We start from the raw sequence: 16,949 nt of genomic DNA, 5'->3' as shown, positions 1-16,949 counted from the left end.
TTTATACTGAAAACCGAGCCACCAGTTTGTTCAGGTCCACCGCAAGTTTCGACAACTCGTGACTGGCTTCGGACGTTTGATGCGCGGCCGTAGAACTTTGCACCGAGAGGTCGCGAATACTTACCAGGTTTTCGTCTACGGACCTGGCAACTTGAGCCTGTTGCTCCGATGCAGTCGCAATCATTAGGTTGCGTTCGTTTATATCGGAAATAGCGGCGGTTATTTGCTGAATGGCGACGCCTGCCTCGTGAGCGATCAATAAGGTGGACGCTGCCTCTTCACTGCTCTGTTTCATTGACCGAACGGCTTTCGACGAGCCTTTCTGGATGTCCTGAATCATCTGCTCGATTTCCTGGGTCGATTGCTGGGTACGCTGTGCCAGCGCCCGGACTTCATCGGCGACCACGGCGAATCCCCGGCCCTGTTCGCCTGCGCGTGCCGCCTCGATGGCAGCATTCAGAGCCAGCAGGTTGGTTTGGTCGGCAATCGAATGAATCACGTCCAGGACAGTGGCGATGCTTTGCGCCTGGTTGGCCAACCCCTCGACCTCAATGCCGGTTTGCCCCACGGTAGCGCTGAGTTTTTCAAGCGAGGCAATGGCCTGGCCGACGCGCTCTTTACCGGTCTGGGCGGAATGTTCGGATGCTTGTGTGGATTGAGATGCCGACACGGCATTGCGCGCAACCTCCTCGACGGCGGCGGTCATCTCGTTGACGGCAGTGGCTGCCTGTTCGGTTTCCATGGTCTGGCGCTGAATGCCGTTGTTGGATTCCTTGGTGATCGCACTCATCTCTTCAGCCGCCGAAGCGAGCTGCCCTGATGAACTGGAAATATGTTTGATCGTGTCTTTCAGGCTCGCGAGCATGGTCGATGTTGCGTTTTGCAGATCGGTAATCTCGTCCGCACCGTTGACTTCTACCTGGGTGCGCAAGTCGCCTTCTGCAATTTTGCGCGTCACCCCCAAGAGGGCCAGGACAGGCTGGGTGATACTTCTGGTGAAAACAATGGCCACGAATACCGTGATCAAGAGGGCGACGATACTCAGGGCAATGGAGATCTGGATGCCGCTATTGAAACTGGCTTCCGCGACTTTGCCTGATTCGGTAGCACCGGCCTCGTTGAGCGCAATCAACTCTTCGATCGTTGACTGGAGTACGACGGCTTGAGGCTTGGTTTTTTCGACGATGAAAAGCGCCAGTTCCTGAGTTGTTTTGGTCTTGCTCAGGGCAAGGAGTTCTTCCACCCTTTCCTGATAGTCCGTAACGTTAACTGCGACACGTTCGTAGATTGATTTCTCTTCCTGACTGGATATCAGTGGTAAATAGGCTTTGGTTGCATCTTTCAGTGAGTTCTTGAATCGATCAATTTGATTAAGCGATTCTGCACTTTGTGGCTGAGTGTCCATGACAAACCGCCTGACATCCAGGCGGTAGAGTGAAGCCGCTACTTCAATTCTGCTGGCTTGCTTGATACTGGGCAGCCTTTTGTTCCGCAGGTCCGAGGCTGATGTGTGCAGGTCATTAAGTTTGTATGAAACCGTAATGCTCAGGGCTATGAGAAGCAGGCAAATAACGCCAAAGCTCAATTTGGCCCGGGTTGCGATAGTAATATTTCTTGTTTTCATATCTGCCTCGGCCGGAGAACATCATTTTTATTAGAATAGGTTGCGTGCCGCTACTTTGATATCACAGTAGCTTCGCAAATGTGAAAAGAACATAAACTAATTTAAAATATAAATGTTTCGGGTGTCATGATTGTCCGGGCAGGGTGTAACCGTATGAAATATATGATTAATGTATTTTCGGGTTTTTAATATAAATCTAAAAATAAATGAGGGTGGACTAATGGGCGGCGGGTCGATAACTTGTGAAGCTTGCTAATTGATTTAGCAAGTTGGTGGGGGTGTTTGCAACTTTAGTCTAGTGCATTAGTTTTAAATGAGAGCCGGTCTTATAAATAAATGCCGGTTTTATATTTTTATATCAGTGGCGCGGACTGGTATTTTTGCGCAGTGAACACGGGGCTATAAGCTTTAGCCCCCCGCCTTCAGTCGTCGCGACCTTCCATCATGGTGCGTTTGAGCATCACATAAACCGCTCCGGCGCCGCCGTGTTTCGGTTGGCAGGAGGTAAAACCGAGCACCTGTGAATGTTGGCGTAGCCAGGTGTTGACGTGACTTTTGATCATCGGCCGCTTGCCGTCCAGGCGTACTGCCTTGCCGTGAGTGACGCGCACGCAGCGGATTTCGAATTTGGTCGCTTCGGCGAGAAATGCCCAAAGGGTTTCCCGAGCCTTTTCCACGTTCATGCCGTGCAGGTCGAGGCTGCCTTCGAACGGGATCTGGCCAATCTTGAGTTTGCGGATCTGGCTTTCCTGAACCCCGTCGCGGGCCCACATCAATTCGTCTTCCGGGCCGACATCGATCACAAACTGATCGGACAAGCCGTCAACGGTGGTGGCATCGGTGCGCACGGTGGCGGCTTGACGCAGCTTGGCGATCTGCGCGCGGTCAGCCTTGGGTTTGCCGGTTTCGGCGCGATCGTGCTTGATCGGCTTGACGCCTTGGATCGCACTTTTGAACAGGGAAAAATCGTCGTCTTGCATGTCAGCCTCCGCGAAGGGCGGCCAGTTTACCCAAGTCGCGACGCTATCCATAACAATTGGCGCCCGGCGCAACGCCGGGCCCTGGATTCAGTCGTGTTTTTTCATCAAATGCGGGGCCATGTTCAGCGCTTGCGATTGACGCGAACGGCGACGGCAGCGACGCCACAGCCACACACCGATGTACAGAACGAACAGGCCAATCACCAGAATCACTGCCGAACCCACCTTGTTGGTATTCAGCTCGCCCATGGCGGGCGCGTGGCCGAGCAGGCTGCCGACGCCGGCCAGCGTCATCAATACGCCGAGCATCGCCAGCAGGGCGGCAATGGCTGCGCCGATTCGAAAACGCCAGTTGCTTTGGCCTTTGGGCCGCAAGCGGCGTGCATCAAAACCATCGGATAACTTCATTCCGACCTTCCTCAATGGGTATCGGCCCTTCGACCGGGAGTTGACCGGGATGTTCCTGAGGCTAAGGCAATTGCAGCAAATGATAGGCTTTTGCGGATGAGCGGCGGCATCAACCGCTCATCTGAAGTCGATCAGATCAGATCGTGGGTCAGGGCGAGGGTAGCGAAGTTGTCCGCCATGATCGCCATTTCGGTCTGCTGAACGTGCTCGGCGCTGAGCACTCCGCCCTTGTAAGGCAGGTCGCGGGTCGCACAGGCATCTTCCACCAGGGTGCAACGAAAGCCCAGGTTCTTCGCGGCGCGCACGGTGGTGCTGACGCTGGAGTGACTCATGAAACCGCAGACGATCAGGTCCAGGGAGCCGAGTTCCTGCAAGCGATCGTACAGCGTGGTGCCGTGGAACGCGCTGGGCAGCAGCTTGCCGATAATGGTTTCGTCGCCCTGTGGCTCCAGGCCCGGGATGAACTCCCCGCGCTCGCCCTGTGGATCGAACAGCCCGCCGACGGTGCCGAGGTGACGCACATGCACAATCGGCCGACCGGCTGCACGGGCAGCGGCCACCACTTGCTTGATGTTCGCGACGGCGGCATCCATGCCACTCAGGGCCAGCGGGCCGCTGAGGTATTCTTTCTGGGCATCGATGATGACCACGGTCGCATGGCTCAGATTGGCCGCCGCGTAACCGCGACCGCTGAGTTGAAACATCGTTTTTGGAACGGACATTCTGGGGCTCCTTGGAGTGGGGCTTTTGCGACATTGTCCTCTGGCTGAGCGGTTCTGTGAATCGCTACCATCGCAGGCACCGTCGTTGTTGGCTTGCAGCCTTGTCAAGATGCTCATTCTGTTCAATAGCCAGACAGAAAAATGGATAAGTCCTACATCTGATCCGGTGTTTTTCCTGCGTCGTCGTGGCGCGTTTTGGCTGTTAGAATTGCCAGTCGTTTTTTCTGCCCGTCGTTTTATTTGGAGTCGCCGCTGTGATCACTTCCCGCCTTCGTACCCTGCGTGACCATATCCGTTGGGCCGTCAGCCGTTTCCATGGGGAGGATCTGTTTTTCGGCCATGGGACCGACAATGCCTGGGATGAAGCCCGTCAACTGGTGTTGGGTGCACTGCATTTGCCGTGGGAAATTGCCGACAGCTATCTGGACTGCAATCTGGAAGAGGATGAGCTGGTCAATCTGCAACGCCTGCTCAAGCGGCGCATCGAGGAACGCATTCCTACCGCTTACCTGTTGGGCGAGGCGTGGTTCTGCGGCATGTCGTTCATTGTCGACGAGCGCGTGCTGATCCCGCGTTCGCCGATTGGCGAGTTGATCGAAAAGCGCTTTGCGCCGTGGCTGGGCAACGATCCTGCGCGGATTCTTGACCTGTGCACCGGTTCCGGCTGCATCGGCATCGCCTGTGCCTATGAGTTCCAGAACGCCGAAGTGGTGCTGGCCGATCTGTCGTTCGAAGCGCTGGAAGTGGCCAACCAGAACATCGAGCGCCACGGCGTCGATGAGCGGGTGTACACGGTTCAGGGCGATGGCTTTGACGGCTTGCCGGGTCAACGTTTCGACTTGATCGTGTCGAACCCGCCCTACGTCGATGCAGAAGATTTCGCCGACATGCCGGACGAATACCAGCACGAACCGGAACTGGGCCTGGCCTGCGGTGACGATGGTTTGAACCTGGTGCGCCGGATGCTCGCCGAAGCGGCGAATCACCTGACCGAGAAGGGTTTGCTGATTGTCGAAGTGGGCAACAGCCAGGTTCACGTTGAGTCGCTGTACCCGGAAGTCGACTTCGCCTGGCTCGATTTCGAGCGCGGTGGGCATGGGGTGTTCATGTTGACGGCGGAACAGTGCCGCGATCATCAGGCGCTGTTCGCTTCCCGCGTCTGACCGCGATCTATGTGGCGAGGGGGCTTGCCCCCGTTGGGTCGCGAAGCGGCCCCAGCATTGCAGAGTTAAACCGCATGCAACGGGTTTACGACTGCTGCGCAGCCGAACGGGGGCAAGCCCCCTCGCCACAAATTGCGGTTACCGGTGTGTAGCAATCCAGATCAACAACCCCGCCTGAAACACCGCAAACGCCACCAGACACGTAATCGTAAAGCGCAGCCCAGCGTCTTCACGCTTGTACTTGCTGACCTTTTCTTCGTGCTTCTTGAGCTTCACTTCCTGCTCGGCCAGGTTCTGCTCGGCCTGCTGCAACATCTGCGCGGCTTCGAGAATTTCCACCTGTTGCAGTTTTTCGCGATTCCAGTCCGCCAACAGGTCGCCGACCTGCACCTCTTTGACGCTGCCCTTCAAATGCTGGGCGTCGGCGTACACCACATCAAAACCATGCATGCGCAAAAAGTGATCGCGACGCAGGCGTGTGTCTTCGTTCAGCGCATCCTTGTTGTTCAGGTCGCTGCCGTCGACGGTGTACGCGGGCCAGCGCTTTTTCGCCCAGGTAATACCTTGAGCGGCCAGGAAGCGCCCAATGCCACGGTTCATCGGTTCAATCTGCAAACCGCTGGCTGGGCCGAAATGCACGCGTCGGGTTTCGTGATCGACCCAGACGTCCAGATGATTCTGTTCCTTGCGCACCCGCTGGCCGGGCAGCGAAATGGTCATGCGCATCAGGCTGCGTTGCTTGTCGTTGCGCTCGGCGTAACCGAACTCGACAAAGCGCAATGGCCGTCCGCCGGTGTTGCGGTCGGTCTGCAGCGGCGCCAGACGGAGCATCTTGTGGTGCTCGACGTGGACGTCCGCCCACGGCAGCTCGACCGCTGGCGGTGTGTCTTTTTCAGCGGTGGTGTCGGGTGAAGTCGGGGTATCAGTCATAACGGCGAGGTCCTGTCCAAGCGCTGCTTGCCGCCAGTCATAGCGCTGGCGACAAAGGCTTATCGGCCGTTTTTTTCAAGACTGGAGGGCAAACAGCGCTTAAACAGCGCTTAACTGGAGCGAAGTCCGTCAATAAACCCGAGGATCCGCGTGCCAAGTTCGGCGGCCAGCGGCAAATTCGGATCTTTGTAAGAGGCCAATTGCCGCTTCACATCGTTGGGCACGATGCGCATAACGTGGTTCATGCCTTCGATCACCGCCAGTTCGGCGTCGGGTTTGGCGGCTTTCAGCAGCTTGGCGTCGCCGACGCCGACCTGGATATCGCTGGTGCCCTGGATGATCAGCGCCGGCATCTTCAATTTGGCGAAAGCGGCCGCCGGATCCTGGCGGAACAGCGAAATCAGGTACGGCTGCACGCTCGGGCGGAAAATCACCTGCAACTGCGGCGGCACGTTGTCATCGGTGTGGCCGGCCTTGAGGCTGTCGAGCAGTTCATTGCTGCGCAGCATCAACGGCGGTGGCAGGCGATTGCTCAGTTGCTGGCGCAGCACTTGATCGACCGGCCGGGCGCTGCCGGACATGGAAATCACCGCCGCTGCATCGACACTCGGCGCCGCCAGCGTGGCAATCAGCGCGCCTTCACTGTGGCCCAGCAGAATCAGTTTGCCGAAACGCGGATCGGCCTTGAGTTTCTGGCTCCAGGCTTCGGCGTCGGCGACGTAGGCTTCCACCGACAGATTGCGCTCGTCCGGGGTCGCCGCCAGGCTCGCCGCCACGCCGCGCTTGTCGTAGCGCACGCTGGCGATGTTGTGTTTGGCCAACACCCAGGCCAGGCGCTTGAGGCTGTCGTTGCGTCCGCCGTCGGGGTTGTTTCCGTCGCGATCCGTAGGACCGGAGCCGGAAATGATCAGGACAACCGGCACTGGCGCGTCGGATTTGGGCAGCAACAAGGAGCCGAAAAGTTCTCCGGTGCCGGTATCCAAACTGATCGGTCGTTGTAGGACAGTTGCCTGAACGAAGCCGGTAAACAGGGTAAGGCTCAAGGCTAGAACTCGCAGCATCATCACGCCATCATCAATAAGGTGCCGGTTGGACTCGCGGGCACCCATAAGGTTCGAGGATGAACTACTTGGATAGCCTGCGTATACTGGCGCGCATTACGTATTCAGGTTCGATTTCACGGAGCGTCCCGCATGTCCGGCAATACCTACGGCAAGCTGTTCACTGTCACCACCGCTGGCGAAAGCCATGGTCCGGCGTTGGTCGCCATTGTCGACGGCTGCCCGCCGGGTCTGGAGATTTCCCTGGAGGATCTGCAGCGTGACCTTGACCGCCGCAAGCCCGGCACCAGCCGCCACACCACCCAGCGCCAGGAAGCCGACGAAGTCGAAATCCTCAGCGGCGTGTTCGAAGGCCGCACCACCGGTTGCGCCATTGGCCTGTTGATCCGCAACACCGACCAGAAGTCCAAAGACTACTCGGCGATCAAGGATCTGTTCCGTCCGGCGCACGCCGACTACACCTACCACCACAAATACGGCGAGCGCGATTACCGCGGCGGCGGTCGCAGCTCGGCGCGGGAAACCGCGATGCGCGTGGCGGCGGGTGCGATTGCCAAGAAGTATCTGGCCAGCCAGGGCATCGTCATTCGTGGCTACATGAGCCAGCTCGGCCCGATTGAAATCCCGTTCAAGACCTGGGACTCGGTGGAAGAAAACGCATTCTTCAGCCCCGACCCGGACAAGGTGCCGGAACTGGAAGCCTATATGGACCAGTTGCGTCGTGACCAGGATTCGGTCGGCGCGAAAATCACCGTGGTCGCTGAAGGCGTGATGCCGGGCCTCGGCGAGCCGATCTTCGACCGTCTCGACGCCGAACTGGCCCACGCGCTGATGAGCATCAACGCGGTGAAAGGCGTGGAAATCGGCGCCGGTTTCGCCAGCGTCGCCCAGCGCGGCACCGAACACCGCGATGAAATGACCCCGGAAGGTTTCCTCAGCAACAATGCCGGCGGCATTCTTGGCGGGATCTCGTCGGGTCAGCCGATCGTCGCGCATCTGGCGTTGAAGCCGACATCGAGCATCACCACGCCGGGCCGTTCCATCGACATCCATGGCAACCCGGTGGATGTGATCACCAAGGGTCGTCATGACCCATGCGTCGGCATCCGTGCCACGCCGATTGCCGAGGCGATGATGGCTATCGTTTTGATGGATCACCTGCTGCGTCACCGTGGGCAGAACGCCGATGTGCGCGTGAGCACTCCGGTGTTGGGTCAGCTTTAATGGCTGACTTTAAAGCCGCCGGGGTCTGACGACGTTGGCGGCGCTCCCGTACTGGCGGCTTTCCAGTTTTTATCTGTTTTATTTCGCCTTGCTCGGATCGACAGCGCCATTCCTGGCGCTGTACTTCGATCACCTGGGCTTTTCCAGCGCGCGCATCGGCGAACTGGTGGCGATCCCGATGCTGATGCGCTGCGTGGCGCCGAACATCTGGGGCTGGCTCGGCGACTACACCGGCCGGCGCCTCGCGATCGTGCGCTTTGGCGCGGTCTGCACGCTGCTGACGTTCTCGCTGATCTTCGTCAGCAAAACCTACGCCTGGCTGGCGATGGTCATGGCCCTGCATGCATTCTTCTGGCACGCGGTGCTGCCGCAGTTCGAAGTCATCACGTTGGCGCACCTGAAGGGCCAGACCTCCCGTTACAGCCAGATCCGTTTGTGGGGTTCCATCGGCTTCATCATTACCGTGGTCGCGCTCGGGCGGGTCTTCGAATGGCTGAGCCTGGACGTCTATCCCGTCGCGCTGGTGTTGATCATGGCCGGGATTGTCGTCAGCAGCCTGTGGGTGCCGAACGCGCAACCGGTGCAGAGCGAACGAGTGACCGGGGAGGGCTTCCTCAAGCAACTGCGCAGCCCCGGCGTGTTGGCGTTTTACGGTTGTGTGGCGCTGATGCAGATGAGTCATGGCCCGTATTACACCTTCCTGACCTTGCACCTTGAACGTCTCGGTTACAGCCGTGGCGTGATCGGCATGCTCTGGGCCGTGGGTGTGGTGGCTGAAGTCCTGATGTTCCTGGCCATGAGCCGGATCCTTGCACGCTTCTCGGTACGCCGGGTGTTGCTGGCGAGTTTTCTGCTGGCGGCCCTGCGCTGGTTGCTGCTAGGTTCATTCGCTGAATTTTTGTCGGTGCTGTTGTTTGCGCAGGTATTGCACGCGGCCACTTTCGGCAGCTTTCACGCGGCTGCCATCCAGTTCGTGCAACGTAGTTTCGGCGCGCGCCAGCAAGGTCAGGGCCAGGCGTTGTACGCGGCACTCGCCGGCACCGGCGGCGCACTCGGCGCGTTGTATTCCGGCTACAGCTGGAATGCACTGGGCGCCACATTGACCTTTAGTATCGCCAGCCTCGCGGCCTTCGCGGCTGCCGTTATCATTGCCACACGTATGCAAGAGGACCGGCCATGAGCCTTACCCGAGAACACCTCGCCCAGGAAATCATCGACGCCGGGCGTTTTTTGTATGGTCGCGGCTGGTCGCCGGCCACCAGCAGCAACTATTCGACGCGCCTGTCGCCGACCGAAGCGCTGCTGACGGTCTCTGGCAAGCACAAAGGCCAGCTGGGCCTCGACGATGTGCTGGCCACCGACCTGTCGGGCAACAGCCTGGAGCCGGGCAAAAAGCCGTCCGCCGAAACCCTGCTGCACACCCAGCTGTATAGCTGGCGCCCGGAGATCGGCGCGGTGTTGCACACTCATTCGGTGAACGCCACGGTGCTGTCGCGCCTGACCCCGCAAGACTTCATCGAGTTCGAAGACTACGAACTGCAAAAAGCCTTCAGTGGCGTATCCACCCACGAGTCCCGCGTGCGGGTGCCGATTTTCGACAATGACCAGGACATTGCGCGCCTGGCCGCCAAGGTGCAGCCTTGGCTGGACGCCCATCCCGATTGTGTCGGCTACCTGATTCGCGGCCACGGCCTCTACACCTGGGGCGCGCGCATGAGCGACGCGCTACGCCAGATCGAGGCCTTTGAATTTTTGTTCGAGTGCGAGTTGAAGACCCGCAGCGTCATGAACCGCCAAGGCTGACTTCACCAGAAGTAGCCCATTTGCCTGATGAAGCGCCTGGCCTGACCGGTCTGAAAGAACCGGAAGGCGCGGCCGATACCGAGGAATTGCCCCATGAGCAGCCTGTCCGTTTATCACATCTCAAGCCCGGAAATCCCGAACAAGGTCTTGACCCATTTCGAAGACATCGCCTCGACCTTGGCCGAACAGGGTGTGCGCTTCGACCGCTGGCAAGCCACCGCGAAAATCCAGCCCGGCGCCAGCCAGGAAGAAGTGATTGCCGCTTACCAGGAACAAATCGACAAGCTGATGACCGAGCGTGGCTACGTCACCGTCGATGTCATCAGCCTGAACAGCGATCATCCGCAAAAAGCCGAACTGCGCGCCAAGTTCCTCGATGAGCATCGGCATGGCGAAGACGAAGTACGATTTTTCGTCGCCGGCCGTGGGTTGTTTACCCTGCACATCGACGATTACGTCTACGCCGTGCTCTGCGAGAAAAACGACCTGATCTCGGTCCCGGCCGGCACGCCGCACTGGTTCGACATGGGCGAGCATCCGCATTTCGTCGCGATCCGCCTGTTCAACAACCCGGAAGGCTGGGTCGCCAAGTTCACCGGCGAAGACATCGCCAGCCGCTTCCCGCGCCTGGAGGACTGAGCCGATGCCGATCAAAGCGATTCTCACCGACATCGAAGGCACCACCAGCGCGGTGAGTTTTGTGTTCGACGTGTTGTTCCCGTATGCGGCCAAACACCTGCCGGATTTTGTACGCCAGCACGCCGCACGGTCGGACGTTGCCGAGCAGCTGGACGTCGTGCGCCGGGACAGCAATGAACCCGAGGCCAATGTCGAGCGGGTGATCGAAATCCTGCTGGGCTGGATCGCCGAAGACCGCAAAGCCACGCCGCTCAAGGCGTTGCAAGGCATGGTCTGGGAGCAGGGCTATCAGGCGGGGCAGTTGAAAGGCCACGTTTATCCCGACGCCGTCGAAGCGCTCAAGCGCTGGCATCAGGACGGCTATCAACTGTTTGTGTATTCCTCGGGCTCGATCCAGGCGCAGAAACTGATCTTCGGCTGCTCGGAGGCGGGGGATCTGTCGTCGCTGTTCAGCGGTTACTTCGACACGACCTCGGGGCCGAAGCGTGAGGCGCAGTCTTACGAACGCATTACTCAGGCGATTGGGTTCGAGGCTTCAAAGATTCTGTTCCTGTCCGACATCGTCGAAGAGCTGGATGCGGCGCGCACGGCGGGCATGGCGACTTGCGGGTTGGCGCGAGAGGGTGGTGAGTTGGCGGGGCATGTGACGGTCGACAGCTTTGCGCGGATTGACCCCGCCACCCTGTAACCCGCATAACCCACATAACCGGCGTAACCCGCATAACCCACATAACCTGTAGGAGCGAAGCTTGCTCGCGAAGGCGTCGGGTCAGTAAACGTTAATGTCGCCTGGTACACCGCCTTCGCGAGCAAGCTTCGCTCCTACAGGGATTGTGTGGTTTCAGGAATTTGTGTGAGTCCAGAAACAACTCAGGCCGTGAAGCGAAAGCTCTCACGGCCTGTGTGTTTACAGCGTCTGACGATTTACGCCGAATGATAAGTCGGCAGTGCAAACCGTTGCTGGCTTTGCAGCATCGAGATCTGCGGCAATTCACTGGCTTGTTCAGCCAGGTCACGGCGGATCGCGCTGATCACCCACGACAGTTGGTCGCCAGCATGCAATTGCTGGTAGGAAATCGAACGCTTGAAGACTTTGCCTTCGGTGCTGCGCAGTGTCAGCAGGATGCCGCCGTCAGGTCGTGCCTGGGTGGTCACATCGAAGTTGGAGAACAGCGAGGTAAATTTTTCTTGGATCAGGCTCATGTCTATCAGCTCCGTTAGCGCTTAATTAGCAAGCATGGAGAGGTAGTTGCAGCGATTGTGCCAGCACCTGAATTTTTAAAAGTCGTTGTAAATCAATAAGTTATTTATATGTCGATTTTTTACTTTCGTGCAAACTGCATGAATGGCCATCGTGCATCCTGCATTTTGCGTGGTCGCGCGCAATTCGATGGAACGAATCACACGGCCAGGGTTCGCGTTTTCACAGGTATCCACTGCGGATACAAAACATTGCAAAAACCGCGTGTACAGCTCCAGAACCGCTGACGTATTTTCGGGCTCAATCAACGCCGCCCGACAATAAGAAAATCAACGGGAGCCACCATGAGCGACACGATTACCTGGGGCATGATGCTCCGCAAATTGCCGACCATTGCCAAAGCCATTCCCCGGGTGGTGAAGGGCATGAAGGTCGCCAACGTCAAGGACCCGACCCAACCGTGTGGCCTCGGCTGGAGCTTCGAGCAGGCGACCCTGCGCAATCCCGATGGCTTTGCCTTGCTGCAAGATGAGATGCTGCTGACTTATACACAGGTCAATCAGTGGGCCAATCGCATCGCCCATCACCTGATCAGCCAAGGCATCGGCAAGGGCGATGTGGTGGCGGTGTTCATCGAGAATCGCCCCGAATTACTGGTCACTATCCTCGCGGTGGCCAAGGTCGGTGCGATCAGCGCCTTGCTCAATACCTCGCAAACCCGCGACACCCTGGCCCACAGCCTGAATCTGGTGGCGCCGGTGGCGATCATTGTCGGCGAAGAGCTGGTGCCGGCGTTTTCGGCGGTTCGCGAGCGGGTATCCATCCCGGCGGCGCGCACCTGGTTCGTGGCTGATCGCGATACCTTCAGCTATCCGGGCATTTCGCCCGATCGTTTCGTCAACCTGATGATGGCCTGCGCCGACGCCCCCGACGACAACCCGGCCAGCAGCCAGCAGGTGTTTTTCGACGACACCTGCTTCTATATCTACACCTCCGGCACCACCGGGTTGCCCAAGGCCGGCGTGTTCAAACATGGGCGCTGGATGCGCAGCGCTGCCAGTTTCGGCATGATCGCCCTGGATATGCAGCCGCAAGACGTCGTCTATTGCACCTTGCCGCTCTACCACGCCACCGGGCTTTGCGTGTGCTGGGGCTCGGCCATCAGCGGCGCCTCGGGGTTCGCCATCCGCCGTAAATTCAGCGCCAGTCAATTCTGGAACGACGTGCGCAAGTACCAGGCGACCACCCTCGGTTATGTCGGCGAACTGTGCCGCTATCTGGTCGATCAACCGGTCAGAGCCGACGACGACAAACACGGCGTGACCAAGATGATCGGCAACGGCTTGCGTCCCGGCGCCTGGCGCGAGTTCAAGACGCGCTTCGGGGTGAGTCACATCTGCGAGCTGTACGCGGCCAGCGACGGCAATATCGGGTTCACCAATATCCTCAACTTCGACAACACCATCGGTTTCTCCCTGATGTCCTGGGAACTGGTGGCGTATGACCACGACAGCGGCGCGCCGATACGCAACGCCAAGGGTTTGATGAGCAAAGTCGCCAAGGGCGGGCAGGGCTTGTTGCTGGCGAAAATCGACGACAAGGCGCCGCTGGACGGCTACACCGATCCGCAGAAAACCGCGAAAGTCGTGCTCCACGACGTGTTCGCCAAGGGCGACTGCTACTTCAATACCGGTGACCTGCTGCGCAATATCGGTTTCGGTCATGCGCAGTTTGTTGATCGCTTGGGCGACACCTATCGCTGGAAGGGCGAGAACGTCTCGACCACCGAGGTCGAGAACATCCTGTTGAAGCACCCGAATATTTGCGAGGCAGTGGCTTACGGCGTGGAAATCCGCAACACCAATGGCCGCGCCGGGATGGCAGCGATTACGCCTGCCGAGTCCCTGGCGACCCTGGATTTCAGCGAATTGCTGAGTTTTGCCCGCCAGCAAATGCCAGCCTACGCGGTGCCTTTATTCCTGCGGGTGAAGGTGAAAATGGAGACCACCGGGACCTTCAAATACCAGAAGACCCGACTCAAGGACGAAGCTTTCGACCCCGGCAAGACCGGCGATGACCCGATCTACGCCTGGCTGCCGGGCTCCCAGACCTACGTGCAAGTCACCGGGCAAGTACTGGCGGATATTCACGCGGGCAAGTACCGCTATTGAATCTGGCTATGGCGGGTCATGAGAAAAAAGGAGTGACAGGCGCAGGAGCGCTCGGGAAACTGTCGGCTTTCCGATTGACCGAATAGAGAGTTCCTCATGTCAGACCAAAGCCGCCAGATGACGCCCGAAGAAGCTGCCGAATTTGCCGAGCAGGTGTTTAACAAAGCGCGCGAAGGCGATGCCGCCATGATGGCTGCACTGCTGAGCAAAGGCCTGCCGCCGAACCTGCGCAACCACAAGGGCGACACCTTGCTGATGCTCGCCGCGTACCACGGCCACGTGGAAACCGTGAAAGTGCTGCTGGAACACAAGGCCGATCCGGAAATCCGCAATGACAACGGTCAGAGCCCGATTGCCGGCGCCGCGTTCAAGGGCGACCTGGCGGTGGTCAAGGCGTTGGTAGACGGCGGGGCGCAAGTGGAAGGTTCGTCGTTCGACGGTCGCACCGCCCTGATGATGGCGGCGATGTTCAACCGCGTCGAAATCGTCGACTACCTGATCAGCAAAGGCGCCGACCCGAAAGCCAAAGACGCCAATGGCGTGACCGCGCTGGACGCGGCGAAGACCATGGGCGCGGTGGATACCACTGCGCAGCTTGAGAAACTGCTCGGCTGATCCGACGTGTTCCCCCGTGGCTGCGGGGCTCTTGTGGCGAGGGGGCTTGCCCCCGCTCGGCTGCGTAGCAGTCGTAAACCCGGCGAATACGGTTTACCTGAAAGATCGCATTGTCTGATTTCAGGGCCGCTTCGCACCCCAACGGGGGCAAGCCCCCTCGCCACAGGTTTTGTGGTGCATCAAGGCAAGCCCCGTCACCACAGGTCCGCATTTCAACCGGAATGCGCTATCCTTCGCGCCCTAAAATTTCCCTCGCTACAGGATCCATCCCCATGAAAGCCGCACTCGTCGAACTCATCAGCAAAATCAGCTCCGGGTGCATGGGCGATGACGAAATCCTGAAGATCGCTGACGAAGCGGCCCAGGCCTACGCCGATCCGCAGGCTTTTCTGACAGCCAATCCGGACATCAACTACGACGACACCTTCCCGATGCCGTTGGGCGAATGGGTCGTGGTGGGCAGCCTGCCGGAAACCGTGCTGTTCCAGGCCGACACCTACGTGGACCTGTTCGCGCAAATCGTTGCCTCGTTCGGCCCCGGCGTCGACTTCAACATCAAGCCCAAGCAACTGGCGAAGACCGAAGCCCTGACCGCGCTCAACCGCATCCAGGTGCAGATGGGCAGCATGAACAAGGACAACGGCGGTTACACGCTGATGAACTTCAGCCAGTTGCTCGACGATGAACTGCAAGTAGTGCTGGTCTACGGTAACGACGTACCGCGTGTGCTCGAACTGTGCGCACAGGTCGGCATCGCCGCCGCGCCTTCCCTGGAAGCCCTGAAAGTGGCGATCCACGTTTAATGGAATAAAACGGAACCCTTGCAAGGGCCGACTATCCTAAGACTGCATGCCACTATCTTGGGAGCGACACCATGGGTTCCACGTTCAACGGTCTGGTTGGCCTGATCATTCTTGCCCTGGACATCTGGGCCATCATCAACGTGCTGAAAAGTGGCGCCGAAACCGGGATGAAAATCATCTGGGTGCTGCTGATCCTGCTGCTGCCGGTACTGGGCCTGATCATCTGGGCCATCGCCGGGCCACGGGGTAACGTGCGCATCTGAAAGGCAACACGGTCCCCTGTAGGAGCGAGGCTTGCCCGCGAAGGCGTCAGCACATTCAACATCCACGTTGACTGACACGCCGCCTTCGCGGGCAAGCCTCGCTCCTACAAAGGCCTGTGCGTCAGAAGGTTCGACCTGTCATGTTCCGCAACGTAGAATGCGCGCCTTTCCCGGGCAATCGAGCCTTTCGATTGGCCATCATGGGCGGGTAACCGTCCGTTGCCGCCGCATTCATCGGAGCACTTCCCATGAGCACCATCAAGACCAGCGAATACCTGGAAACCCTGTACGAAGGCTACGGCCAGCGTTTTCGCATGGAAAAACTGCTGCACGAAGTGCGCACCGAACACCAGCACCTGGTGATCTTCGAAAACCCGCGCATGGGCCGGGTCATGGCGCTGGACGGTGTGATCCAGACCACCGAAGCCGACGAATTCATCTACCACGAAATGCTCACCCACGTGCCGATCCTCGCCCATGGCTCCGCCAAGCGCGTGCTGATCATCGGCGGTGGCGACGGCGGCATGTTGCGTGAAGTGGCCAAGCACGGCAGCGTCGAGCACATCACCATGGTCGAGATCGACGGCACTGTGGTCGACATGTGCAAAGAGTTCCTGCCGAACCACTCCAAGGGCGCGTACGACGACCCACGGCTGAACCTGGTGATCGACGACGGCATGCGTTTCGTCGCCACCACCACCGAAAAATTCGACGTGATCATTTCCGACTCCACCGACCCGATCGGTCCGGGTGAAGTGCTGTTCTCGGAAAACTTCTACCAGGCTTGCCACCGCTGCCTGAACGAAGGCGGCATCCTGGTGACCCAGAACGGCACGCCGTTCATGCAACTGGGCGAAGTGCAGACCACCGCTGGCCGCCTGCGCAGCCTGTTCCCGGACTGGCACTTCTACCAGGCCGCCGTGCCGACCTACATCGGCGGCGCGATGACCTTCGCCTGGGGCGCGACCAACACCGCGTATCGCAAACTGTCCCGCGAAACCCTGCAACAGCGCTTCGCCGGCAGCGGCATCATCACCCGCTACTACAACCCGGAAATCCACATCGGCGCCTTCGCCATGCCGCAATACGTGCTGAACGCGATCAACAAGCCAAGTAACGATTAAGAACTGTGCATAACCCCCTGCACGCATAACTCCTGTAGGAGCGAAGCTTGCTCGCGAAAGCGGTGTATCAGTCAATACACATGTCGACTGATACGCCGTCTTCGCGAGCAAGCTTCGCTCCTACAGGGGGCGGTGGGTTTTTCATGATTGTGCAGCGCAATTCGTTTGAACGATCAGTCAGGCCAAAAGTCCAGATAGTTGTAAGCCCATTTGCGGGT

The 16,949-nt window shown here is 58.9% G+C and carries 18 protein-coding genes; 11 read left to right on the top strand and 7 right to left on the bottom strand.

From position 1 onward, the window contains the following. Position 1 precedes the first annotated feature (1 nt). From ACIOYV_RS18460 to ACIOYV_RS18445, 4 genes are all read right to left on the bottom strand, one after another. A complete protein-coding gene (locus ACIOYV_RS18460; RefSeq protein WP_401325787.1) occupies positions 2-1,624 on the bottom strand; it encodes a methyl-accepting chemotaxis protein in 1,623 nt (540 codons plus the stop codon). A gap of 422 nt (positions 1,625-2,046) precedes the next feature. After that, positions 2,047-2,604 (bottom strand): Smr/MutS family protein, encoded by a 558-nt coding sequence (locus ACIOYV_RS18455; protein WP_054615672.1) that lies wholly within the window; start codon positions 2,602-2,604, stop codon positions 2,047-2,049. A gap of 87 nt (positions 2,605-2,691) precedes the next feature. Next, a complete protein-coding gene (locus ACIOYV_RS18450) occupies positions 2,692-3,012 on the bottom strand; it encodes a hypothetical protein (RefSeq protein WP_054048599.1) in 321 nt (106 codons plus the stop codon). A gap of 131 nt (positions 3,013-3,143) precedes the next feature. Further along, positions 3,144-3,734, bottom strand: a complete 591-nt coding sequence (locus ACIOYV_RS18445; RefSeq protein ID WP_054048597.1) for a cysteine hydrolase family protein — start codon at positions 3,732-3,734, stop codon at positions 3,144-3,146. Between the two features lie 254 nt (positions 3,735-3,988). Here ACIOYV_RS18445 and prmB point away from each other — a divergent pair, with 254 nt between their 5' ends. Further along, positions 3,989-4,897 (top strand): 50S ribosomal protein L3 N(5)-glutamine methyltransferase, encoded by a 909-nt coding sequence (gene prmB, locus ACIOYV_RS18440; protein ID WP_054048595.1) that lies wholly within the window; start codon positions 3,989-3,991, stop codon positions 4,895-4,897. 138 nt (positions 4,898-5,035) lie between these two features. On the opposite strand, the gene ACIOYV_RS18435 is transcribed toward prmB, so the two are convergent. Together ACIOYV_RS18435 and ACIOYV_RS18430 are read right to left on the bottom strand one after the other, a co-directional pair. Continuing rightward, a complete protein-coding gene (locus ACIOYV_RS18435) occupies positions 5,036-5,827 on the bottom strand; it encodes a hypothetical protein (protein ID WP_054615671.1) in 792 nt (263 codons plus the stop codon). A 110-nt stretch (positions 5,828-5,937) separates the two neighbouring features. Then, positions 5,938-6,936, bottom strand: coding sequence for an alpha/beta hydrolase (locus ACIOYV_RS18430; RefSeq protein WP_054048591.1), 999 nt, complete (start codon positions 6,934-6,936; stop codon positions 5,938-5,940). A gap of 84 nt (positions 6,937-7,020) precedes the next feature. On the opposite strand from ACIOYV_RS18430, the gene aroC reads away from it, so the two are divergent. The 5 genes from aroC to mtnC all read left to right on the top strand — a co-directional run bounded on the left by aroC (position 7,021) and on the right by mtnC (position 11,242). After that, positions 7,021-8,112 (top strand): chorismate synthase, encoded by a 1,092-nt coding sequence (aroC, locus tag ACIOYV_RS18425; RefSeq protein ID WP_054048587.1) that lies wholly within the window; start codon positions 7,021-7,023, stop codon positions 8,110-8,112. Between the two features lie 34 nt (positions 8,113-8,146). Then, positions 8,147-9,292, top strand: coding sequence for an MFS transporter (locus ACIOYV_RS18420; protein ID WP_054048584.1), 1,146 nt, complete (start codon positions 8,147-8,149; stop codon positions 9,290-9,292). Next, positions 9,289-9,915: a methylthioribulose 1-phosphate dehydratase gene (locus ACIOYV_RS18415; protein ID WP_054048583.1), complete on the top strand. Its 627-nt coding sequence runs from the start codon at positions 9,289-9,291 to the stop codon at positions 9,913-9,915. Before ACIOYV_RS18420 ends, ACIOYV_RS18415 begins: the two co-directional genes overlap by 4 nt. Before the next feature lie 93 nt (positions 9,916-10,008). Then, positions 10,009-10,554, top strand: coding sequence for a 1,2-dihydroxy-3-keto-5-methylthiopentene dioxygenase (locus ACIOYV_RS18410; RefSeq protein WP_401325779.1), 546 nt, complete (start codon positions 10,009-10,011; stop codon positions 10,552-10,554). A 4-nt stretch (positions 10,555-10,558) separates the two neighbouring features. Then, positions 10,559-11,242: an acireductone synthase gene (gene mtnC, locus ACIOYV_RS18405; protein ID WP_401325776.1), complete on the top strand. Its 684-nt coding sequence runs from the start codon at positions 10,559-10,561 to the stop codon at positions 11,240-11,242. A 236-nt stretch (positions 11,243-11,478) separates the two neighbouring features. Here the strand turns inward: mtnC and ACIOYV_RS18400 are convergent, their stop codons facing one another. Then, complete coding sequence (locus ACIOYV_RS18400) at positions 11,479-11,757, bottom strand: DUF3509 domain-containing protein (RefSeq protein ID WP_054048577.1); 279 nt, start codon at positions 11,755-11,757, stop codon at positions 11,479-11,481. A gap of 342 nt (positions 11,758-12,099) precedes the next feature. Here ACIOYV_RS18400 and ACIOYV_RS18395 point away from each other — a divergent pair, with 342 nt between their 5' ends. The 5 genes from ACIOYV_RS18395 (at position 12,100) to speE (ending at position 16,731) form a co-directional block, all read left to right on the top strand. Beyond that, positions 12,100-13,926, top strand: a complete 1,827-nt coding sequence (locus ACIOYV_RS18395; RefSeq protein ID WP_401325772.1) for a long-chain-acyl-CoA synthetase — start codon at positions 12,100-12,102, stop codon at positions 13,924-13,926. A gap of 96 nt (positions 13,927-14,022) precedes the next feature. Next, positions 14,023-14,541, top strand: coding sequence for an ankyrin repeat domain-containing protein (locus ACIOYV_RS18390; RefSeq protein WP_401325769.1), 519 nt, complete (start codon positions 14,023-14,025; stop codon positions 14,539-14,541). 272 nt (positions 14,542-14,813) lie between these two features. Then, positions 14,814-15,344 carry a hypothetical protein gene (locus tag ACIOYV_RS18385; RefSeq protein WP_265044260.1) on the top strand — a complete coding sequence of 177 codons (531 nt, stop codon included), beginning with the start codon at positions 14,814-14,816 and terminating at the stop codon, positions 15,342-15,344. Positions 15,345-15,415: 71 nt separating this feature from the next. Continuing rightward, positions 15,416-15,607 (top strand): PLDc N-terminal domain-containing protein, encoded by a 192-nt coding sequence (locus ACIOYV_RS18380; protein WP_054048570.1) that lies wholly within the window; start codon positions 15,416-15,418, stop codon positions 15,605-15,607. Between the two features lie 248 nt (positions 15,608-15,855). Next, on the top strand, positions 15,856-16,731 hold the full coding sequence (gene speE / locus ACIOYV_RS18375) for a polyamine aminopropyltransferase (protein WP_163909170.1): 876 nt from the start codon (positions 15,856-15,858) through the stop codon (positions 16,729-16,731). Positions 16,732-16,949: the final 218 nt, after the last annotated feature.

Source organism: Pseudomonas sp. NPDC087342, assembly GCF_044744265.1.
Taxonomy (GTDB): Bacteria; Pseudomonadota; Gammaproteobacteria; order Pseudomonadales; family Pseudomonadaceae; genus Aquipseudomonas; species Aquipseudomonas nunensis.
Note: the sequence above shows the minus strand (reverse complement) of the source record. Positions and strands in the feature narration are given on the sequence as shown.